21 protein-coding genes and 1 pseudogene are annotated in these 21,981 nt (G+C 59.6%); 14 read left to right on the top strand and 8 right to left on the bottom strand.

The window, feature by feature from the left end; all coding sequences use genetic code 11:
- Positions 1–43 precede the first annotated feature (43 nt).
- Positions 44–322 (top strand): peptidylprolyl isomerase, encoded by a 279-nt coding sequence (locus GYM54_RS02400; protein ID WP_014852742.1) that lies wholly within the window; start codon positions 44–46, stop codon positions 320–322.
- A gap of 6 nt (positions 323–328) precedes the next feature.
- Here the strand turns inward: GYM54_RS02400 and zapE are convergent, their stop codons facing one another.
- Both zapE and GYM54_RS02390 read right to left on the bottom strand, forming a co-directional pair.
- Positions 329–1,456: a cell division protein ZapE gene (zapE, locus tag GYM54_RS02395; RefSeq protein WP_131648694.1), complete on the bottom strand. Its 1,128-nt coding sequence runs from the start codon at positions 1,454–1,456 to the stop codon at positions 329–331.
- A gap of 74 nt (positions 1,457–1,530) precedes the next feature.
- Complete coding sequence (locus GYM54_RS02390; RefSeq protein WP_181103674.1) at positions 1,531–2,442, bottom strand: LysR family transcriptional regulator; 912 nt, start codon at positions 2,440–2,442, stop codon at positions 1,531–1,533.
- 123 nt (positions 2,443–2,565) lie between these two features.
- Between GYM54_RS02390 and GYM54_RS02385 the strand changes: the two genes are divergently transcribed.
- The 4 genes from GYM54_RS02385 to GYM54_RS02370 all read left to right on the top strand — a co-directional run bounded on the left by GYM54_RS02385 (position 2,566) and on the right by GYM54_RS02370 (position 7,223).
- Positions 2,566–3,810 (top strand): D-amino acid dehydrogenase, encoded by a 1,245-nt coding sequence (locus tag GYM54_RS02385; protein ID WP_197444751.1) that lies wholly within the window; start codon positions 2,566–2,568, stop codon positions 3,808–3,810.
- A 31-nt stretch (positions 3,811–3,841) separates the two neighbouring features.
- The gene (locus GYM54_RS02380; RefSeq protein WP_257626597.1) at positions 3,842–4,189 is read left to right on the top strand and encodes a RidA family protein; all 348 of its coding nucleotides are present in this window, start codon (positions 3,842–3,844) and stop codon (positions 4,187–4,189) included.
- A gap of 72 nt (positions 4,190–4,261) precedes the next feature.
- Complete coding sequence (locus GYM54_RS02375) at positions 4,262–5,233, top strand: TAXI family TRAP transporter solute-binding subunit (protein WP_181103678.1); 972 nt, start codon at positions 4,262–4,264, stop codon at positions 5,231–5,233.
- A gap of 403 nt (positions 5,234–5,636) precedes the next feature.
- Positions 5,637–7,223 carry an ABC-F family ATPase gene (locus GYM54_RS02370; protein WP_131648689.1) on the top strand — a complete coding sequence of 529 codons (1,587 nt, stop codon included), beginning with the start codon at positions 5,637–5,639 and terminating at the stop codon, positions 7,221–7,223.
- A 95-nt stretch (positions 7,224–7,318) separates the two neighbouring features.
- On the opposite strand, the gene GYM54_RS02365 is transcribed toward GYM54_RS02370, so the two are convergent.
- From GYM54_RS02365 to GYM54_RS02355, 3 genes are all read right to left on the bottom strand, one after another.
- The gene (locus GYM54_RS02365) at positions 7,319–8,002 is read right to left on the bottom strand and encodes a cold shock and DUF1294 domain-containing protein (RefSeq protein WP_181103680.1); all 684 of its coding nucleotides are present in this window, start codon (positions 8,000–8,002) and stop codon (positions 7,319–7,321) included.
- A 72-nt stretch (positions 8,003–8,074) separates the two neighbouring features.
- Positions 8,075–9,049 (bottom strand): alpha/beta fold hydrolase, encoded by a 975-nt coding sequence (locus GYM54_RS02360; RefSeq protein ID WP_197444749.1) that lies wholly within the window; start codon positions 9,047–9,049, stop codon positions 8,075–8,077.
- A gap of 32 nt (positions 9,050–9,081) precedes the next feature.
- Positions 9,082–9,912, bottom strand: coding sequence for an undecaprenyl-diphosphate phosphatase (locus tag GYM54_RS02355; RefSeq protein ID WP_197444748.1), 831 nt, complete (start codon positions 9,910–9,912; stop codon positions 9,082–9,084).
- 282 nt (positions 9,913–10,194) lie between these two features.
- Between GYM54_RS02355 and GYM54_RS21930 the strand changes: the two are divergent.
- The 8 genes and pseudogenes from GYM54_RS21930 to GYM54_RS02320 form a co-directional block, all read left to right on the top strand.
- Positions 10,195–10,971: pseudogene (locus GYM54_RS21930) on the top strand (cache domain-containing protein); the annotation flags it as partial.
- Between the two features lie 123 nt (positions 10,972–11,094).
- On the top strand, positions 11,095–11,829 hold the full coding sequence (locus GYM54_RS21925) for a methyl-accepting chemotaxis protein (protein WP_371924043.1): 735 nt from the start codon (positions 11,095–11,097) through the stop codon (positions 11,827–11,829).
- Between the two features lie 364 nt (positions 11,830–12,193).
- Entirely contained in the window at positions 12,194–12,463 is a 270-nt protein-coding gene (locus GYM54_RS02345) for a hypothetical protein (protein WP_131648684.1), read from the top strand.
- A 154-nt stretch (positions 12,464–12,617) separates the two neighbouring features.
- The gene (locus tag GYM54_RS02340; protein WP_197444746.1) at positions 12,618–12,899 is read left to right on the top strand and encodes a hypothetical protein; all 282 of its coding nucleotides are present in this window, start codon (positions 12,618–12,620) and stop codon (positions 12,897–12,899) included.
- Positions 12,900–12,924: 25 nt separating this feature from the next.
- Positions 12,925–13,209 carry a hypothetical protein gene (locus GYM54_RS02335; protein ID WP_197444745.1) on the top strand — a complete coding sequence of 95 codons (285 nt, stop codon included), beginning with the start codon at positions 12,925–12,927 and terminating at the stop codon, positions 13,207–13,209.
- A 25-nt stretch (positions 13,210–13,234) separates the two neighbouring features.
- Positions 13,235–13,927: a DUF421 domain-containing protein gene (locus GYM54_RS02330; protein WP_131648681.1), complete on the top strand. Its 693-nt coding sequence runs from the start codon at positions 13,235–13,237 to the stop codon at positions 13,925–13,927.
- Positions 13,928–14,035: 108 nt separating this feature from the next.
- Positions 14,036–14,200 (top strand): hypothetical protein, encoded by a 165-nt coding sequence (locus GYM54_RS02325; protein WP_165914197.1) that lies wholly within the window; start codon positions 14,036–14,038, stop codon positions 14,198–14,200.
- Positions 14,201–14,301: 101 nt separating this feature from the next.
- Positions 14,302–15,405 carry a DNA topoisomerase IB gene (locus GYM54_RS02320; protein WP_181103688.1) on the top strand — a complete coding sequence of 368 codons (1,104 nt, stop codon included), beginning with the start codon at positions 14,302–14,304 and terminating at the stop codon, positions 15,403–15,405.
- A 5-nt stretch (positions 15,406–15,410) separates the two neighbouring features.
- Here the strand turns inward: GYM54_RS02320 and GYM54_RS02315 are convergent, their stop codons facing one another.
- From GYM54_RS02315 to nfuA, 3 genes are all read right to left on the bottom strand, one after another.
- A complete protein-coding gene (locus GYM54_RS02315) occupies positions 15,411–16,364 on the bottom strand; it encodes a GGDEF domain-containing protein (protein WP_181103697.1) in 954 nt (317 codons plus the stop codon).
- A gap of 2 nt (positions 16,365–16,366) precedes the next feature.
- Complete coding sequence (locus tag GYM54_RS02310) at positions 16,367–17,350, bottom strand: response regulator (protein WP_181103698.1); 984 nt, start codon at positions 17,348–17,350, stop codon at positions 16,367–16,369.
- Positions 17,351–17,489: 139 nt separating this feature from the next.
- A complete protein-coding gene (gene nfuA, locus GYM54_RS02305) occupies positions 17,490–18,074 on the bottom strand; it encodes a Fe-S biogenesis protein NfuA (RefSeq protein ID WP_131648677.1) in 585 nt (194 codons plus the stop codon).
- Positions 18,075–18,277: 203 nt separating this feature from the next.
- On the opposite strand from nfuA, the gene metH reads away from it, so the two are divergent.
- Positions 18,278–21,970, top strand: a complete 3,693-nt coding sequence (gene metH, locus GYM54_RS02300; RefSeq protein WP_181103705.1) for a methionine synthase — start codon at positions 18,278–18,280, stop codon at positions 21,968–21,970.
- Positions 21,971–21,981: the final 11 nt, after the last annotated feature.

Below are 21,981 nucleotides of genomic sequence, written 5' to 3'. Positions count from 1 at the left end.
CGCGTGCTGACTACAATCGCCGCCGCATCCGAGGAGACCTGTAATGCCCAAAGCCATGGCACGCCACATCTTGGTAAAGACCGAAGCCGAGGCCGCACAGCTGAAAAAGCGTATCGCCAATGGCGAAGCCTTCGACGTGCTGGCGAAGAAGTACTCGACCTGCCCCTCGGGCAAGAAAGGTGGCGACCTGGGCGAGGTACGCCCCGGCCAGATGGTGCGCAGCATCGATCAGGTGATTTTCAAGAAGCCGTTGCGTGAAGTGCATGGGCCAGTGAAGAGTCAGTTCGGCTATCACTTGGTGCAGGTCTTCTATCGCGACTGAGGCCCGTCAGCTCACAGTACCGAAGCGCTGCAACTGCATCTCCCGCAGCCGGCTCAGCGTGCGGCGAAAGGCGAACGAGAGATAGCCCTGGGTATAGAGCTCGTTCATCGGCACCTGCGCCTGCAGATACAGCGGTACCTGACGGTCATAGCATTCATCCACCAGCGCAATGAAACGTCTGACCGCATCGTCGCGTGCGGCCAGCTTGGGCAGTTCACGGTCCCCCGCTTCCACCCGAGCCGCCGCGTCTTCGGTGCCACGAGCGATGCGCCCTTCCCTCTGCTTGCTGCCTAGCCGTGGCACTTCGCTGATCAGGATTGAGGAGAAACGGTCGCACAGCTCGATGAAATCCAGTGCTGAAAACGGCTGCTCGAATAGATCGTCGAAACGACACCAAATTGCCGACTGGCTGCGATGCACCACCTGCAACGATCGCCGGCCAATGACCACAGGATCATTGCTGACGGTGCCTTCAGCCAGCTCAGCGAACACCTGCTGCAATTCACCGCTGCTTTCATCATCGCTGACCCAGTAACGCTGCAGCGCAGCACCGGGTCGCAGGCGATGGTCAGCGCCGCCATCCACACTCACCACCTGCATATGGTGCTCGATGGCGGTGATGGCAGGCAGAAAGCGCTCGCGATTGAAGCCATCGGCATACAACTGATCGGGCGGCTGATTGGATGTGGCGACGATGACCACGCCTTGCTCGAACATCACCTCGAACAGGCGGCCCAGGATGATCGCATCGCCGATATCGGCCACGAACAGCTCGTCGAAACACAGCACACGGACCTCTTCGGCCAGCTCACTTGCTAGCGCCCGCAGCGGATCGGCGGTGCCATTGAGCGCGAACAGCCGCATATGCACCCAGCGCATGAAGTGGTGAAAATGCTGCCGCCGCGACGGGACCTGCAAGCTGCGATGGAAGATATCCATCAGCCAGGTCTTGCCACGCCCCACCGGCCCCCACAGGTAGATACCACGAGGCGGACCCTCGATAGCGCCAGGCTGATGCAACGCCTGATAGCAGGTTTGCAGCAGCTCGACAGCACGCAGCTGCGCGGCATCGCTGACGAACCCGTCGCGGGCCATGGCCTGCTGATACAGGGCAAGCGGAGAGACGTTATCCATGAAATAAGCCGATATCGATGATGGCCGCGATGGTAGCCCAGCAACGCTTGAAGCACAGCTCTGGCGCTGGACGATCAGAACCGCCGCGACGCAGCCATCAGCCCATCGGCCTGTTGGCGAATCTGCGCCAGTAGTTCCAACTGCGCGGCGGACGACACTTCCTGCGCACGCACCAGTGCATGCAGCGGCACCGGAATCGCCGGCTCCAGCGGGCGCGCCTGCACGGCATGATCGACACCGGCCAGCGCAGTAAGCGGATCGACCAAGGCCAACCCCTGCCCCGCCGCCACCAGCGAACGCGCCAGCTGGTAAGTCTGCACCCAGGTGTCGATACGCGGCGGCGGATCGAGCTCTTCGAGGTGGCCGCGTAACAGGCCGCCCAGCGCATCGCGCGTGTCCAGCCCAATCAGCGGCGCGCCGGCCAGCTCCTCCAGTCGCAAGGGGCGCGCCAGCTCAGCATCGGCCCACCAGTTGGCCGGCGCAATCACCATCATCTGTCCCTGCGCGAGCACCTCGCTGCTCAAGCCGGGATGCTCCACCGTTTGCAGCGTCAGCCCAAGATCGGCTTCGCGCAACAACAATGCCTCGACGATTTCCGCCGTGTGCTGGGTGGCGAGCTGGCACGGCGTACTGGCGAAACGGCTGCGCCAGCAGCGCAACGCTTCGGGCAGCAGCACCTGGGCCAGCGCGGGTGTGCAGATTAGCCGCAACGCCCGTTCCTCGCCGCGGCCGAGATTACCGGCCAGACGTCGAAGGCTCTGCAAGTCCGCAGCCAGACGTTCGGTTTCCTGTTGCAGGATGCGCGCTTCGGCAGTCGGCTGCAGCTTGCCGCGCACCCGATTGAACAGCGCGAAGCCGAGCTGCTGCTCGGCATGCTTGAGAATCTTGCTCGCCGCTGGCTGGGATATATGCAACAGCTGCGCAGCGGCGGTCAGGCTGCCGGTCTGCAGGATGGCCTGAAAGAGTTCGATGTGGCGAAGGCGCATATGCAGGTTCCCCAGTGGTTGGGACGAAGCATAACCCTGGGTTATGTGTTGCCTCCAACCTTTCATTGGCCGCTTCGCTGGTGCGGACTTAGGCTTCTGTCATCCATCTCACGGAGCGGCACGATGCGAATTGCGGTAATCGGCGGCGGCGTCATCGGGCTGACTACGGCCTATGCACTGGTGCGCCAGGGCCATCAGGTCGAGCTGATCGAGAAGCGCGACCAAGTGGCGCTGGAGACCAGTTTCGCCAATGGTGGCCAACTGAGTTATCGCTACGTATCACCGCTGGCCGATGCCGGCGTGCCCTTGCAAGCGCTCGGCTGGATGTTCCGCGGCAACGATGCCCCACTGCGTTTCCGACCCAAGATGAGCATGCAGCAGTGGCGCTGGTGCGCGCGTTTTCTGCTCGCCTGCCGCCGCTCGACCAATCGGCGCAACGCCGCGCATTTGCTGCGCCTGGCCCTTCATAGCCAGCAGGTGCTGCGCAACTGGCGCGAACAGGATGGACTGGACGATTTCGCCTGGCGCGCCAACGGCAAGCTGGTGATCTACCGCGACCGCGCCAGCCTGGACAAAGCCGCAGCGGGTTTGAATGGCGACGGCAATCAACAGCTGTTCGATGCCGATCAATGCGCAGCCATTGAGCCCGCATTGCAGCCTTTGGCTGACGCGCTGCAAGGCGGCATCTACTCGCCCGGCGACGAGGTCGCGGATTGCCATCTGTTCTGCCGACGATTGCTGGAACGGCTTGGCCGATCGCCGAACTTTCAACTGCACGGCGGCCAGACCGTCACCGCATTGCGCAGCGAGCAGGGCCGGGTATGCGCGGTGCGGCTCGGCCCTGAAGAACTGGCCGTGGATCATCTGGTGGTTGCCGCCGGGGCTGCCAGCGTGGCGCTGCTGCGGCCGCTTGGCATCGAACTGCCGATCTATCCGCTCAAGGGTTACAGCCTGACGTTGCCCTTGCGCAACCATGCCGGCATCCCCGACACCAACGTGACCGACTACGACAACAAGGTGGTCTACGCGCGCCTCGGCGATAACCTGCGGGTGGCGGCGATGGTTGATATCGGCGGCTGGGATGCGAGCCTGGACCAGGGACGAATCGCCATGTTGCAGCGCCTCGCCAGCGAGGCCTTCCCCGCCGCCGGGGACTATCGCAGCGCTACCCAGTGGGCCGGTCTGCGCCCCGCTACGCCTGAAGGTACGCCGCTGCTCGGCGCGACTGCGCTCGACAATCTCTGGCTCAACGTCGGACATGGCAGCCTCGGTTTCACCCTGGCCTGCGGTAGCGCCGACCTGCTTTGTGGTCTGATTGGCGACCAGCGCCTTGCCGTTGCGCTGGATGGCCTGACCCTTACATCCTGACTGCATCACCTGAAGAGGATTCCGCAAGACCCTGCAACGTATCGAGACCAACGAGCGCATGTCCGCAGCCGTGACCTTCGCCAATCTGGTATTTCTGGCCGGACAGGTGCCGGATGACCGTAGCGAGGATGTCGCCGGGCAGACCCGCCAGGTGCTGGCGAAGATCGACAGGCTGCTGGCCGCGGCCGGGTCCGATCACTCGCGTATGCTGAGCGCACAGATCTGGCTGAAGGATATCGAAGCCGACTTCGCGGCCATGAACGCCGTCTGGAGCGAATGGCTCCCGGCTGGTTGCGCACCGGCGCGGGCCACCGTCGAAGCACGCCTCGCCTCGGCGGACGTGCTGGTTGAGATCATGGTGATTGCTGCCGCTGCCTGAATCTTCGTAGCTAGCTGGCTGCTGAGCCGACCCTTGTTTCACCCAATAACAACAACACGAGAGGGAATGACGATGAATCAGAAAATCCGTATTGGCTTGCTGGGCTGTGTCTTGGCGGGCTCGCTGAGTGCGACCGCAGCTGCGGCGCAGGAGCGTTTCGTCACCATCGGTACCGGCGGCCAGACCGGCGTCTACTACACCGCCGGCCAATCGGTGTGCCGCCTGCTCAACCGCGCCGAGGTACAGCCTGCGATCAAGTGCAACGCGCCCTCCACCGCCGGCAGCGTTACCAATATCGTCTCGTTACGTAACGGCGAATACGAGTTCGGCTTCATCCAGTCGGACCATCAGCACAAAGCGCTGCAGGGGCTCGCACCGTTCGACAAAGATGGTCCGATCGATGAGCTTCGGGCGGTGTTTTCCTTGCAGACCGAAATCCTCACCGTGGTGGCCCGGGCCGACAGTGGCATCAAGGCATTCGACGATCTCAAAGGAAAGCGAGTGAACATCGGCGTGCCCGGCTCCGGTAGCCGCGACACCTTCGACGAAGTCATGAAGGCCAAGGGCTGGACCAACGCCGACTTTGCCCTGGCCGGCGAGCTTAAGCCCGCGGAAATGGCTTCGGCGCTCGGCGACAACAACCTCGACGCCATCACCTATGTGGTCGGCCATCCCAGCGGCGCGATCCAGGAGGCGCTGACCAATGTCGAGGCCGAGCTGATCCCAGTCAGCGGTGAGGAAATCGAGAAGTTTCTCCAAGGTGCCGATTACTACACCGCCGCCGAAATTCCAGCCGGGCTCTACCCAGGCGTGGATGCGGCGGTGCCTTCGATTGGCGGCAAGGCCGTGCTGGCGACCACCGCTAAGGCCGACCCGGAAGTGGTGTATCAGCTGGTCAAATCCGTGTTCGACAACCTCGAACGATTCAAGCGCCTGCATCCTGCCTTCGCCAATCTGGAAGCCAAGGACATGATCCGCGTCGGCCTCACCGCCCCGCTCCACGAGGGAGCCGAGCGGTTCTATAAGGAAAAAGGCTGGTTGTGACCGAATGGCGCCGCTTTGACAGAGCGGCGCTTGCCATTAAGGCTGGTGGCGCCTACTGACAAACGTCAGCGAAATGCACGCGCACGCGTGGGCGTGCATTTCGCTGTCGACCGTGACCGCCGCCGCGATCCCGTTCAGCGCGTGGTTGCGTACGGTACCCGCGCTTTTCCCTGTTGATCGGTATGACCATCGCGTTTACCCGCCTCGCTATATTTCTCTCGCCCCACAACCTTTAGCTGATGACGCAGGCGACCAAACGGACACGCGAAGCCCTGTCGAATCGCGGCCATCCGCACTACAATGCACGCCCTTTACGCAACTCGCCTCTCGCGCCGGTCGAATCGACCGGGCTTGGTCGCGCCTGTGCCGCACCCCGGCCTCTCTGAAACCCCAGGACACCGCTTTGATCTCCACCGCTAACATCACCATGCAATTCGGCGCTAAACCTCTGTTCGAGAACGTTTCCGTCAAGTTCGGTAACGGCAATCGCTACGGCCTGATCGGCGCCAACGGCTGCGGCAAGTCGACGTTCATGAAAATCCTCGGCGGCGATCTGGAGCCTTCCGGTGGCCAGGTGATGCTCGAACCCAACGTGCGCCTGGGCAAGCTGCGCCAGGATCAGTTCGCCTATGAAGACTTCAATGTCATCGACACGGTGATCATGGGTCACGAGGAGCTGTGGAAGGTCAAGGCCGAGCGCGAGCGCATCTATTCGCTGCCGGAGATGAGCGAAGAAGACGGCATGGCCGTGGCCGAGCTGGAAACTGAGTTCGCCGAGCTGGACGGCTACACCGCCGAATCCCGCGCGGGTGAATTGCTGCTGGGCCTGGGCATACCTCTGGAACAGCACTTCGGCCCGATGAGCGAAGTAGCACCCGGCTGGAAGCTGCGCGTGCTCCTGGCGCAGGCGCTGTTCTCCGACCCGGAAGTACTGCTGCTCGACGAGCCGACCAACCACCTGGATATCAACACCATCCGCTGGCTGGAAGACATTCTCAAAGTCCGCAACAGCACCATGATCATCATTTCCCACGACCGGCACTTCCTTAACAGCGTGTGCACACACATGGCCGACCTGGATTACGGTGAGCTGCGTCTGTTCCCCGGCAACTACGACGAGTACATGACCGCGGCTACCCAAAGCCGCGAGCGCCTGCTATCGGACAACGCCAAGAAGAAAGCGCAGATCGCCGAGCTGCAAACCTTCGTCAGCCGTTTTTCGGCCAACGCCTCGAAAGCCAAGCAGGCCACCTCGCGCGCCAAGCTGATCGACAAAATCCAGCTCGACGAAGTCAAACCGTCCAGCCGCGTCAGCCCGTTCATTCGCTTCGAGCAGACCAAGAAACTGCACCGTCAGGCCGTGACGGTAGAAAGCCTGGCCAAGGGCTTCGACGGCAAACCACTATTCAAGAACTTCAGCTTCACCGTAGAGGCTGGCGAACGCGTCGCCATCATCGGCCCCAACGGCATCGGCAAGACCACCCTGTTGCGCACTCTGGTCGGCGATCTGCAGCCGGATGCCGGCTCGGTTAAGTGGACCGAAAGCGCTGACGTCGGCTATTACGCGCAAGATCATGCCGAAGATTTCGAAGATGACGCGACCCTGTTCGACTGGATGGGCCAGTGGACCCAGGGCGGCGAGCAGCTGGTGCGCGGCACTCTCGGCCGCATGCTGTTCTCCAACGATGAAATCCTGAAATCGGTGCGGGTAATTTCCGGTGGCGAGCAGGGCCGCATGCTGTTCGGCAAGTTGATCCTGCAAAAGCCCAACGTGCTGGTGATGGACGAACCGACTAACCACCTGGACATGGAATCCATCGAGGCGCTGAACCTGGCGCTAGAGAACTATCCGGGCACGCTGATTTTCGTCAGCCATGACCGCGAATTCGTCGGCTCGCTGGCCACCCGCATCATCGAGCTGTCCGACTCGGGCGTGACCGACTTCAGCGGCACCTATGACGATTACCTGCGCAGCCTCGGCGTGATCTAAGGGATCGCAGCGATAGAAGACGCCCCGCTAGTACGGGGCGTTTTTGCACCTGTACCCAGCTGACGCATCCAACTTCGCCCGAGCTTGGATCAGATCTACGGCAACAGTCGATAGAGGCGCTGGAGATACAGATAGTCGAACCACGCAACCTGATGCGCGATGACGATCAGCCAGAACGCCAGCTGGAACGACAGCTTGCGGGTTTTGTGTCGCAACCATTGCTGGGCGATCAATGCGCCCGGCCAGCCACCGAGCAACTCGACCAGATGCAGCCGCGCCTCGGGTGTGCGCCAACCACTGCGCAACGCACTGCGTTTGTCACGCAGATACAGCCCAAAGGCCAGCAAACTAGCCAGTACGTATGCGAACAGCGGCCAGTTGCTGCCGTGCTCCGCCAATCGAAGGCTACCGAGCGCAGGCAGCAGACAGAGCAGGAAGAACCCCAGCGCTTTCAACAGCGGTTGCTGCAACGGACCGTTACGGCGTGCGCGCGGCGCGGGCTTCACAGACTGCGCGGGGCGGGATTTCGGCATGGACGGCTTGCGGCGAATGGCTGGCTCGTCGAGGGACAGCGGCGCATCAAGCCGGATATGCGTGGCACGCAGGCGCCCGGCCTTGTCGGGTTCGCTCAGATACAGCACCCGGTCGCCTTGCACGGGGCGACGCGCGCCACGCATGGCCGAGATATGTGCGAAAACATCACCACTACCCAGCTCCGGCCGGATGAAGCCAAATCCTTTCTGGTCGTCCCAGCTTTTAAGCTGACCGCGTAATTCCATGACGGGTGATCCGGTTGGCAGGGACCGGGATTCTAATGCGTCGTTCGGTGCATGACGAGCCGCCCCAACCGCTTATCGGGGTGATGCGTAGCGGCGCTCGAGGAAATCCAGCAACAGTCGGTTGACCTGTTCGGGCTGCTCACTCTGTACCCAGTGGCCACAGTCGCTGAGCAGGTGCTGCTCAAGGTCTGGGACCCAGGAGAGCATCTTCTGCAATGTATGCGCTTCTAGCGTGCCTACCGGGTCCTTGTCCCCCAGCAGGAAAAGTGCCGGCTGCTCGACCTTGCGCTCGGCCAGCGGCGCGGTTCGCTCCCAGTTACGTTCGAAATTCCGATACCAGTTCAGCGCACCGCGAAAACCGCGCCCCTCGAAGGTCCGTACGTAGATGGCAAAGGCTTCCGGATCACACCAGGCCGGCGGCGAGCCGGGATCCTGCATGCCGAGATAGAGCGTGCTGCCGGCAGGCTTGTCTTGCAGGAAAAAGTTCTTCGGGACGGCCGCCGAGGTGTTATGCATCATCATCCGCAAGGTGCGCGGAATGTCTGGATCCAGCTCGGCCTCGGCAACGCCCGGCTGCTGAAAATAAAGGATGTAGTGGAAGCGATCGGAGAACTGGCTGCGGATGATGTCGATGGCAGGCTTTTTTGGGCGGCCGCCATAAGGTACGGCCATGGCAGCCACGGCGCGGGCCCGCTCCGGCTCGAGGAGTGCCAGGTGCCATGCAACCGGTGCGCCCCAGTCATGCCCTATCACGGCCACCGAGCAGTGCCCGAGCTGATCCATCGCAGCCTGGATGTCGCCGCATACGGTGATCAGGTCGTAACTCGCGACATCATCCGGCGCGCTGCTTTGGCCGTAGCCGCGCATCTCCGGAACCACCACCCGGTAGCCTGCGTCGGCCAATGCCTGCATCTGATGTCGCCACGAGTACCAGCTTTCAGGAAAGCCGTGCAGCAACCAGACCACAGGGCCCTCTGCCGGCCCGGCGCTATAGACGCTAAGCGTAATACCATTGACCGACAGCAGTTGGTGTTCGTATTCGTGCACGGGGCGCTCCTTCAGCAATGGCCTCAAGGCGCTCAACCCGCCGCGGTGCTCCAGTCGATCAGGCTGAACTGCCAAGTCGCCAGGATGATGATGCCGAAGACGATTCGGTACCAGGCAAATGCCGCATAGCTATGGTTGCCTATGAATTTCAGCAATGCCCGCACCGCCAGCATCGCGAAGATGAACGATGTGACGAAGCCTATCGCGAACACCGGGAAGTCGCCCGGCTGGAACAGGTCGCGGTACTTGTAGCCCGAGTACACCGCGGCGCCAACCATGGTCGGCATCGCCAGAAAGAAGGAGAACTCGGTAGCTGCCTTGCGCGACAGGCCGAACAGCAGACCACCGATGATGGTGGCGCCAGAGCGCGAGGTACCCGGAACCAGCGCAAGGCATTGAGCGAAACCGACCTTCAACGCGTGGGTCCAGCGCATGTCGTCGACGGTTTCGGCCTGCACTTCATGCTGGCGTTTTTCCGCCCAGAGCATCACCACGCCACCGATGACCAGCGCGGTTGCCACGGTGATCGGGTTGAACAGATATTCGTGAATCAGGTCAGCGAAGGCCACGCCCAGTACCACAGCCGGCATGAATGCCACCAGCAGATTGGCGGTGAACTTCTGCGCTTGACGCTCTTTAGGCAAGCCGACCACGACGTCGATGATCTTGCGGCGGTATTCCCAAACCACAGCCAGAATCGCGCCCAGCTGAATGATGATGTTGAAAGCAAGCGCCCGTTCGCCACCGAACCCGATCAGGTCGGCAACGATGATCTGGTGTCCGGTGCTGGAGACCGGCAGGAACTCCGTGATGCCCTCAACCACCCCTAGAAGCAACGCCTGAAAGGCAGCCCAAAGATCCATCTACTCCCCAATAGCGGTGCAAACCACCGCGTTTGAATATGCAACGAAGGTATATGTCAGATAGCCACACAGGGCGCTGTTCTGACTCGTTAGTGCCAAGTAAATTCAATGCATCGACATACGGCGCTCATCTTTTTTTTTGAGCGGCCGAAAAGCTATTCGATGGCCCAGCAATAGACGCTGGGGTCTTGCGACTCATCAGGCAGGCACGGCGCCAAGCTCCCTGCGAAGCAATACACGAATAATAATTAAGAGAAGCGTTCAACAGGAGCGTACAAACCCATGAATCTGCTAAGAAATTTTCCGATCAGCAAACGCCTTTGGCTGATCCCGGCGTTAGCAATCGCCATGCTTTTCATCCTCGGCCTGTTGATGATTCAGCAAGTGCGGACCGACCTGTACAAAGGCAAGCAGGTCATGACGCAAAACATCGTCGAGACCGCCAACGGCATTCTCAGCCATTACCAGCAACTCGAAGCGAACGGCTCGCTGAGTACTGCCGAGGCGCAAAAGGCGGCGATGGACCAGATTCGCCTGCTCCGCTATGGACAGGATGATTATTTCTGGATCAACGACATGAAGCCGACAATGCTCATGCATCCGATGAAGCCGGAGCTCGATGGACAGGACCTTTCCAAGACCAAGGATCCGAACGGCAAGGAGCTGTTCAATGAAATGGTTCGGGTTGCACAGCGTCAGGGCGCGGGTCTAGTGGACTATCAATGGGCGAAGCCGGGAGAGGTAGATCCCGTACCGAAAATTTCCTATGTCGAACTGTTCAAGCCTTGGGGTTGGATCATCGGCACGGGCATCTATGTCGACGATGTCGAAGCAGAGTTCCAGCGGTATGTGGTTCGCTTTTCGATCATTGGCCTGGTGATCGCCTCGCTGATGGCCGTGCTGGTCGCCATTCTGATTCGCAGCATTACCAAACCGCTGCGCGACTCCATGCAGGCCATGGCCAACATAGCCAGCGGCGAAGCCGACCTCACGCGTAGCCTCGACGTCTCGGGCAATGACGAGTTGACGACTTTAAGTCGTGACTTCAACACCTTCACTCACAAGCTCCGTACGGTCATCACCCAACTGTTCGAAACGTCGGGCTCGCTAGACCAGTCATCCCGCGCCCTCGGTGGGCTGGCCGGCCAAGCCCACAAACAAAGCCAGCAGCAATCCCAGCAGATGGAGCTGGTCGCCACGGCCATCAACGAAGTGACTTACGCCGTACAGGAAGTGGCAAAGAATGCCGAGCATGCGTCGAACGAGGTGAACGACGCGGAGAAACAGGCCGATCTAGGGCAGCGCAATATCGATGCCAGCCTACAACAAATCGATCAACTGTCGACGACGATCAACGAGGCGGTTGGGGTGATTCAATCGCTGGCCGAAGAAACCACCCAGATCGGCTCGGTCCTCGAAGTCATCGGGTCGATTGCCGAACAGACCAATCTCCTCGCGCTGAACGCCGCAATCGAGGCGGCACGTGCCGGCGAACAGGGACGCGGTTTTGCCGTTGTGGCTGACGAGGTCCGCCTGTTGGCGCAGCGCACCCAGACCTCAACGGCGGAAATTCACACGATGATCGAACGCCTGCAGAAGAACTCGGGAGCTGCGGTCACCGTCATCATGAATAGCAGCCGCGCGTCACAGGCTACGGTTGAACAGGCCAGTCAGGCCGGAGAGAGCCTTGGCCAGATCGCTCAGGCGCTGCGCAATCTGTCAGGCCTGAATGCTTCGATTGCCAGTGCGACGTTACAGCAGAGCCACGTCGTCGAGGACATCAATCAGAACGTCACTCAGGCAGCCGGACTGGCGCAGGAAAGCACCCTGGCTGCCGAACAATCGAGCGCGGCAGGCAAACAACTTGGTGATTTGGCAGAACAGTTGAATCGATTACTCAAGCAATTCAAAGTCTGACCGTAGACTTACCGCTGATAGTTGGTATGGCCAGTTCCCGCAGGAGCTGGCCTTTTTATTTCGATCATCGACTGCGACTTTTCGCCACGCTCCGAGTACTCAAAACGGAACACCAAGCCTAAAGATGACTGCCCTTGAACTGCTGCAGGCCAGTCAGCATCAGGCTTTCAGAGCCCGATTAATCCAAACCTCGCGCTCGCAACTAATCCTATACCTTCGGCTAATTGCAAAAATCCCCAGCAATTACGAACTGTCTGTGTGACTTATTAGTCCTCTGTGTACATCAATGGATATGTAAGCCAATGCCGGCAGCCTGGCGGCAGGCTCAATCCGAATTTTGGTATCACTAGAGAGACATGCCCCCATGAACAGCCCCCTTCGTTTCAACGACGCCCTTCTTATTACTGACCGAGCCTTCAAGCCGTTCCAGTGCGTCGCCTGGACGCTGCTCGAAGGCAACGGCGACCTCAGCATCACCGTGGTGGATGGCAGCGAGTCTCGCGCTGTCGGGCATTGCAAACTGTCCAGCAATGTCTATTCCGATCCGGTCAAGCTTGGCAAATCCTTAGAGCAGGCACGGGCCGATCTGAGCCGTCAGGGCGTTCACTTCGCCCCCTGGCACATGCCCGAATAAGCTTCGGCTTCGAAAGCAAAAGGCCCGGTTGCGCAAGCACCGGGCCTTTTGCGTTGCGTTCGCGGTACCGCCACGCATCGCCGCCCCGCTTGTTCGACTGATCCATTCGCCTGTTTCACGGTCCCAGCAATAAGTGAATCAAAAGGAGCGAGCCATGAAAGGTGCAGAAGCCTACGTCAATGATCAGTGGCATAGCAGCGGACTGGCAAATCTGCCAGAAGGGCCCGAGGCGCATTGCATTACTTTGAAGTTCATCATTCCCCGCGATGCTCAATTCACCGGACTGATCAATCATGTATGCGAAGTCGCGCAGCAGCGACTTAGCGAGGTTTATGAAGGCCGCCAGGTGACGCACAAACCAGTGGTGGGCTCGGTCGTCGGGGACGGTAGCGGCGATGGCGTAGACCTCGTTTTCGATGTCGCCCCAGCAAACTGAGCATCTATCACGAGGGAGCGGAACCATGAGTCAACAGCTCACACTCGACGAAGCCATTCGGATCAGCGAGATGGCTTTTCTACCCTGCCATGTCACCACCGTGGCGGATAATGAGGACGTCAGCTTTTCGCTGCGAGTAACCAACGCAGCGGGCGATGTAGTTCTTTCCATCGCGCATATTGCGCGCTCCCAACACACGACGCCGCTGCACCTTGCCGGGCTGCTGGAACATGCGCGTCTGCAGCTCAGCAAGGACGGGATATCGCTGAGCCCATGGTCCATGCCTGAGCAACCGGGTATCGCCGGATAACCACCTTCTCCCGCAGAGACTCTGAATGACTCCTTTCGATTGGCAGCGCATGCTGCTGGATAGCTTTCCTCCGATGTTTATCGCTGAGGTGGCGCTACGGGCGTTTTTTGCCTTCTGTGCGGTTTTTCTGTTTTTGAAGATCAGTGGGCGTCGCGGTATCAGGCAGCTGTCGCTGTTCGAACTGGTAGTGATCCTGACCCTCGGTTCCGCCGCCGGTGATGTGTCGTTTTATGAGGATGTACCCCTACTGCCCGTTGCCGCGGTGTTCGTTACTTTACTTGGGCTTTACCGGCTCACGGTTTGGGCGTCGGGCCACAGCGAGCGATTCTCAAACTGGATGGAAGGCAAGCCGGTAACGATCATCAAGGACGGGCTGTATGAGCTGAACAGCCTGGAAGGATTGAACATTTCGTCCGATGAATTCTTCATGGAGTTGCGCCAGCAAGGCGTCGAGCACCTGGGGCAGGTTCGCCTGGGCATTCTTGAAACCGACGGCGACGTGAGCCTTTTTTTCAACGACGACGACTCGATACGTCCCGGGTTACCGGTTCTACCCACAGAGTACCGGCCTGCATATCAGCAGGCGCCCTCCAGCGGTCTATATGCCTGCACGCGCTGCGGATACCCGCAAGTGATCGGCGAACAGCAGCAGGCGACCTGTCCTCGTTGCCAGAACCAGCACTGGTGCATTGCGCTTAGCAATCCGCGCTTGCGCTGACATGCGGCGCGAACCCACTCCGCCGACATCGGTCACTTATAAAGACGGTCCGCGCGAAGACTCCTCAGCGCGGTTGCGCTTTTCATTCGCGATTCAGGAGCAATTCCTATGCTAGGCGACTATTCCTCAATAAATGAACATCTCGAAACCGCACGAAAGCACGCTGACCATGCTGAGACAAGCGCGGATCCGGCAATTTATCGCGAAGCGATCGACGAGTTGGTAGCCGCGATACGGCTGTTGATGCGTAACAGCCAGGAAAAGGAAAGCTGATCGCACTAGGCGCCGGCTCTCGCCGGGTATGTTGCGGTCCCTGATCAGGCTTGCCGGCCACGCCGTCCAGGGCCGAATGATGTTTGAAAGAGGAGTTTCGAATGCTGATCGATCAGAGCAGTGAGACTCCTCTAGGCTCGGCGGAAGGCGTGCGCCCGGTGCCAGCGGACGAGCAACACGATACGGGCACTCCCCTGTGCCCCCCGCTTCCTACCGATCTTCATTACGTCGACGACCGCAGTCCCGGCATCAGTCGCCGCGTGTTGAGAGGAAAATTTGCGTACTTTTTGCCAAGCGGCGAGCGCATTCGTGATGCGGCAGAGATTTCGCGGATCAACAAGCTGGCTATTCCTCCGGCCTATACCGACGTCTGGATATGTCCAGATCCGCAAGGCCATATGCAGGCCACCGGGCGCGACGCACGCGGTCGCAAACAATATCGCTATCACGCTCGCTGGCGGGAAATTCGCGACAGCAACAAGTACGAACGCATCTTGGCGTTCGGCGCGGCCCTGCCCAGGCTGCGTGCTCGCCTGGAGCAGCAACTGTCCTTGCGCGGCATGCCACGGGAAAAGGTCATGGCGCTTGTCGTGCAACTGCTCGAATCGACATTGATCCGTGTCGGCAACTCACGATACGCGCGGGACAACCGCTCCTACGGTCTGACGACGTTACGCACGCGCCATGTGGATGTACGGGGCGCGGCGATTCGCTTTCAATTTCGCGGCAAGAGCGGCGTAGAGCATCAGGTCACGCTGAAGAATCAGAGACTGGCGCGCATCATGCGCCGCTGCATGGAGCTGTCCGGTCAACATCTCTTCCAGTATCTGGACGAGGACGGTCAGCGCCATCCGGTCACTTCAAGCGACGTGAACCAATTCCTGCAGGATATGACCGGTGGCGACTTCACGGCCAAGGACTATCGCACCTGGGCTGGCAGCGCGCTGGCCCTTGAGTATCTGCGCAAATGTGATTGGCAACCGGAAGCGGTTGCGCGCCGCAATCTGGTCGAAACGGTCAAGGATGTCTCCCGACAGCTGGGGAACACACCAGCGGTATGTCGCCAGTGCTACATACACCCCGACGTGCTCGATGCTTTTGTTGCAGGTGAACTTGCGCGGCTGCCCAAGGCGCGAAAACGTAAATGGTTGAGCAGCGCAGAGGTCACGCTTCTGAATTTCCTTACTGACCGCAATCCGGTGTGACGCACTTACTGGTAAAGCGTTACCCGGTTGCGCCCCGCCGATTTGGAGATATACAGCGCACTGTCGGCCCGCTCGATCAATTGCGCATAGCCAGTTGTGGGCTGGCTGAGATCGGCGACGCCAAGGCTGACGGTAAAGCGAATGCTATTACCTTCGTAGACAACTTCATGCGCCTCGATGGATTGACGCAGCCTTTCGGCGACTGATACTGCGCCATCACTATCGGTATCGGGCAGCAAAACCACGAACTCCTCACCGCCGTAGCGCCCTGCGATATCAGCGTCCCGCATGTTGTTACGAATGACGTCAGCCGTCTGCTGAATGACGGCATCGCCAGTCTGGTGACCATAGGTGTCGTTGATTTTCTTGAAATGATCGATGTCGAACATCACCAGCGCCGCGTTGCGGTCGTAGCGGCGATGCCGTGCATATTCCTGACGCAGCATCTCTTCCCAATGGCCCCGGTTGAACAGACCTGTCAGGCGGTCGGTGCTCGATAACCGTTGCAGCTCCCGGTTCGCCGCTTGCAGCTGGCGGCGGTTGGTTGCGACATCGGTCACGTCATAGATGATTAAGCAAATCTGCTCGATGCCGCCACCGAGCCCCTTCAAAGGCAGCAGTGTGGTGTTCTGGTACATGAAATCTTCCAGTCCGGTGATCGGCTGGTAATTCTTGAATCGCAACAGATAGGGGCGCTGTTCCCAGACAGTGAACGAAGGCGTGCCGAGCGTTGCGACGTTCTCTACCTTACGCCGGAACCACTGCTCGTCGACTTCCGGAAACAGCTCGAAGAATGATTTCTTTCGCGCTTCTTCAGGTAACCGCCCGGATCGGTTCTCCATGAACGTATTCCACACATCGATGCGGTATTGGCGATCCATCACCACAACACCAACGTCAATGCTCTGAACGATTGCCAGCAGCCCGTGAAGTTCGCTCAGATTGTTCGAGTCGGACATGCTTAGTCCATCAGGTACGCGAGTTTACGGGACAGCAGCTCAACCGAATCTTCGGTGAACAGCAACAGCAGGTCGAAATGTACATCGTGAGCTTCAATGCTGTAGCTGATTTCCACCGCAAGGGTATTTTTCCAGCGTTGGCGGTTCACGCGGATGAGCTCATCGATCGATGCGTGCTGGCCCAGCACTTGCGGATGCCCCTGGGAAAATACGACATCGATCTGATCGGCGATACCGCTCAGGCACGCGCTGATCAACAGACTCGACAGATCGAGCAGCATCTCAAGTTCGCGGTAATCCTCCGCGCCCATCAAGACCGCCATGTCGGCCATTTCCGAGTCATGAAAAATCAGCAACGCCTCGCCGGCAATACCGCCGCCAATATATCCCTGGCAGACGGCCGTGAGCTTGTCCCCTTGAGCCGCGTCGGCAAGCGCCATATGCAGTTCGCCGACTTCGAAAATGTTCACATTGGGAATAGGCAACTGAACGAAAACGCCGAGAACTCGCGCCAGGAGCGCTGCTGCACGTCCCATCGCGACGTTCACTACTTCGCGAAACGCGTCGCGAAACGGGATATGTCCGGTATTCCTTTGACCAAGCGAAGGCATTTCATCGCCTAACAACACTAAGCTTGCCAGCGTCTGTTGCAGATGTACCGGATCGGCGGGTTTGCGGATGAATGCAAGCGCGCCCAACTCCAGCACGCGTCGCACGGCCTCGTCCTGAACGTCCGCCGAGATGACGATGACTTTGCATTCGAGGCATTCGTGGCGAAGCGCGCCAAGCACCTGATAGCCGTCCATGTCCGGCATCGTCAGATCGAGCAGTAGCGCATCGATGCCGCCTTCACGAATACGTTCGAGCGCCTCGCGGCCACTCGACGCCTGGTGAATATCCAGTGGCCAGGCAGCCGGTAGCGCACGCAGCAGCTGCTTGCGCGCCAGGCTCGAATCATCACAAATCAATAGGGAAACGGCAGACATGCAGCGCTCGCTCACGTGGTCAGCCTCCAGAACCTGAACAGCTTATCCCAGCAAACGAGCGCCGTGGCGGTGACATACAACGATAATGGCATTTAGCCACATGGCTGGCGGAAACACCCATCGTTTAGGCGGTTAAGCCTTAATAGTAGGCGTTATCACGATTGGTATGGTCAGTTACGTCGCGCACCCCTTTGAGCTCGGGAATCCGCTCCAGCAGCGTTTTTTCGATACCTTCCTTGAGCGTAACGTCAGCCTGTCCACATCCTTGGCAGCCGCCACCGAACTGCAGCACGGCCACTCCTTCGTCGACCACGTCGATCAAGGTGACCTGGCCACCGTGGCTAGCAAGCCCCGGGTTGATTTCGGTTTGCAGGTAGTAGTTGATGCGCTCGTTCAACGGGCTGTCTTCGTTGACCATGGGGACTTTGGCGTTGGGGGCCTTGATAGTCAGCTGGCCGCCCATGCGATCAGTGGCGTAATCCACCAAAGCGTCTTCCAGAAAGGGCTCGCTGACACCATCGATCCACGCCGTGAAACGCTTTAGCGCAATCGCAACGTCATCCGGCTTTTCTTCCCCAGGCTTGCAATAGGCGATGCAGGTTTCGGCGTATGGCGTACCGGGCTGAGTGATGAAGACCCGGATGCCAATTCCGGTGGTGTTCTGCTTTTCGAGCAGCTCGGCCAGGTAATCGTGTGCAGCTTCGGTAATGGTAATGGCGCTCATGGGAACTCCTCTCATACATGCCTGGCAGTGTACGCCAACCGATGCGCAGGATAAAGTCCTAGTGTTTTAGTAGGAAATAGCCAATTCATCCCTTACGCTCCGCAGTTCAACATGAGCAAAACTCATTCAAATCCACGAGCGATCAAATAGCGTGCAGCTTTGTTATCATTCCCGGTCCCGTAATCAGCTCCCAGGTAGTTCCCATGTTTGACCGCAACGCCCGTCTCCAGGCACTCCAGCAGGCGCTCAAGGAGCGCATCCTGATTCTCGACGGCGGCATGGGCACCATGATCCAGAGCTACAAACTGGAGGAGTCCGATTACCGCGGTGAGCGTTTCGCCGATTGGCCGCAGGATCTCAAAGGCAATAACGACCTGTTGATCCTCACTCGCCCGGACGCCATTAGCGCAATCGAGAAGGCGTACTTCGACGCCGGCGCGGATATCGTCGAAACCAATACCTTCAACGCCACCCGCGTGTCCCAAGCTGACTACGGCATGGAAGAGCTGGTTTACGAGTTGAACGTCGAAGGCGCCCGCCTCGCCCGCCAGGCAGCCGATGCGAAGACGGCGGAAACACCGGACAAACCCCGTTTTGTCGCCGGCGTGCTCGGCCCAACCAGCCGCACTTGCTCGCTCTCACCGGACGTGAACAATCCCGGCTACCGCAACGTCACCTTCGATGAACTGGTGGAGAATTACACCGAAGCCACCCGCGGTCTGATCGAGGGCGGTTCGGATCTGATCCTGATCGAAACCATCTTCGACACGCTCAACGCGAAAGCCGCGATCTTCGCCGTACAAGGCGTGTTCGAAGAGCTCGGCTTCGAGTTGCCGATCATGATTTCCGGCACCATCACCGATGCCTCCGGTCGCACGCTGTCCGGGCAAACCACCGAGGCCTTCTGGAACTCCGTACGGCACGCAAAACCGATCTCCGTCGGGCTGAACTGCGCACTGGGCGCCAAGGAGCTACGGCCGTATCTGGAAGAGCTGTCGAACAAGGCCGAGACCCATGTTTCGGCGCACCCCAACGCCGGTTTGCCGAACGCCTTCGGTGAATACGATGAAAGCCCCGAGGAAATGGCCAGGGTTGTCGAGGAGTTTGCCGCCAGCGGCTTCCTCAATATCGTTGGCGGTTGCTGCGGCACTACCCCCGCGCACATCGAGGCGATCGCCAAGGCCGTCGCTCAGTATGCGCCGCGAGCCCTCCCGGACATCCCTAAAGCCTGCCGACTCTCCGGCCTCGAGCCCTTCACCATTGATCGCAGCTCGCTATTCGTCAACGTTGGCGAGCGGACCAACATCACCGGTTCGGCGAAATTTGCCCGCTTGATTCGCGAGGAAAACTACACCGAGGCGCTGGAAGTCGCCCTGCAACAGGTAGAAGCCGGCGCCCAGGTGATCGACATCAACATGGACGAGGGCATGCTGGATTCGAAGAAGGCCATGGTGACCTTCCTCAATCTGATCGCCGGCGAACCGGACATCTCCCGCGTACCGATCATGATCGACTCCTCCAAATGGGAGGTAATCGAGGCGGGTCTGAAATGCATTCAGGGCAAAGGCATCGTCAACTCGATTTCCATGAAGGAAGGCGTCGAGGCCTTCAAGCATCACGCCCGCCTGTGCAAGCGCTACGGCGCCGCCGTGGTGGTAATGGCCTTCGATGAAGCTGGCCAGGCCGACACCGCCGCACGCAAGCGCGAGATTTGCCAGCGCAGCTACGACATTCTGGTCAACGAGGTGGGCTTCCCGCCGGAAGACATCATTTTCGACCCGAACATCTTCGCCATCGCCACCGGCATCGAAGAACACAACAACTACGCCGTGGACTTCATCGAAGCCTGCGCCTACATCCGCGACAACCTTCCCTACGCATTGACTTCCGGCGGCGTGTCGAACGTGTCGTTCTCGTTCCGCGGCAACAACCCGGTGCGCGAGGCGATCCACTCGGTCTTCCTCTATTACGCCATCCAGAACGGCCTGACGATGGGCATCGTCAACGCCGGACAGCTGGAGATCTATGACGAAATTCCGAAGGTGCTTCGTGATGCCGTCGAGGATGTGGTGCTCAATCGCACGCCCAATGGCACCGAGGCGCTACTGGCCATTGCCGATGAGTTCAAAGGCGATGGCAGCGTCAAGGAAGCGGAAACCGAGGAGTGGCGTAGCTATACCGTCGAGAAACGATTGGAACATGCCTTGGTCAAGGGCATCACCACGCACATCGTCCAGGACACCGAAGAGTGCCGCCAGCAGTGCGCACGCCCGATCGAAGTTATCGAAGGCCCGTTGATGAGTGGCATGAACGTGGTCGGCGACCTGTTCGGCTCGGGCAAGATGTTTCTGCCGCAGGTGGTCAAATCGGCCCGCGTGATGAAGCAGGCGGTCGCGCACCTGATCCCATTCATCGAAGCTGAAAAAGGCGACAAGCCCGAGGCCAAGGGCAAGATCCTCATGGCTACGGTCAAGGGCGACGTACATGACATTGGCAAGAACATCGTCGGCGTGGTGCTCGGTTGCAACGGCTACGACGTGGTGGACATGGGTGTGATGGTCCCGGCGGAGAAAATTCTGCAGACCGCCATCGCCGAGAAGTGCGACATCATCGGCCTGTCCGGTCTGATCACCCCGTCGCTGGATGAAATGGTGCATGTGGCCAGGGAAATGCAGCGCCAAAACTTCAGCCTGCCCCTGATGATTGGCGGTGCTACGACGTCCAAGGCCCACACCGCTGTAAAGATCGATCCACACTACAAGAACGATGCCGTGGTCTACGTCACCGACGCCTCGCGCGCGGTGGGTGTCGCCACGACGCTGTTGTCGAAGGAATTGAAGCCGGCCTTCGCCACGAAAACTCGCGAAGAATACGCGATGATTCGCGAGCGCACCGCCAACCGCAGCGCCCGCACCGAACGCCTCACCTACGCCAAAGCCATCGCCGCCAAACCCGAGTTCGACTGGAGCGATTATTCGCCGGTCAAACCGACCTTCACGGGTAGGAAGGTGCTTGAGGATATCGATCTGCGCACCCTGGTCGATTACATCGACTGGACGCCGTTCTTCATTGCCTGGGATCTGGCCGGCAAATATCCACGCATTCTCGAGGACGAAGTCGTCGGTGAAGCCGCAACCGCTCTGTTTGGCGATGCTCAGGCGATCCTCAACAAGCTGATCGACGAAAAGTTGATCAAGGCCCGTGCCGTGTTCGGGTTCTGGCCCGCCAATCAGGTCGACGAAGACGACATTGAAGTCTTCAACGACAGCGGAGAAACCTTGGCAACCCTGCACCATCTGCGCCAGCAGACGGTGAAGACCGACGGCAAGCCGAACTTCTCCCTGGCCGATTTTGTGGCGCCGAAGAACAGTGGCGTGACCGACTACATTGGCGGCTTCATTACCACTGCCGGTATCGGGGCCGAAGAGGTCGCCAAGGCCTATCAGGAAGCCGGCGATGACTACAATTCAATCATGGTGAAGGCGCTCGCCGATCGCCTGGCTGAAGCCTGCGCCGAATGGCTGCATGAGCAGGTGCGCAAGTCCTGGTGGGGCTATGCGCCGGAAGAGCAGCTGAGCAATGAAGAGCTGATCAAGGAACAGTACAAAGGCATCCGCCCTGCCCCCGGCTACCCCGCTTGCCCCGACCATACCGAAAAGAGCGCCCTGTTCCAGTTACTCGATGCCGATGGCATCAGCCAGGTCACGCTGACCGAACATTTCGCGATGTTCCCAACGGCGGCCGTCAGCGGCTGGTATTTCGCACATCCGCAGGCGCAATACTTCGCGGTTGGCAAGATCGACAAGGATCAGACCGAAAGCTACAGCAAACGCAAAGGTCAGGAGCTGGCCGTGACTGAGCGCTGGTTGATGCCTAACCTGGGATACGACGACTAACGAAGCAATGT

Source organism: Pseudomonas sp. MTM4, from assembly GCF_019355055.1.
Taxonomy (GTDB): Bacteria; Pseudomonadota; Gammaproteobacteria; order Pseudomonadales; family Pseudomonadaceae; genus Stutzerimonas.
Note: the sequence above shows the minus strand (reverse complement) of the source record. Positions and strands in the feature narration are given on the sequence as shown.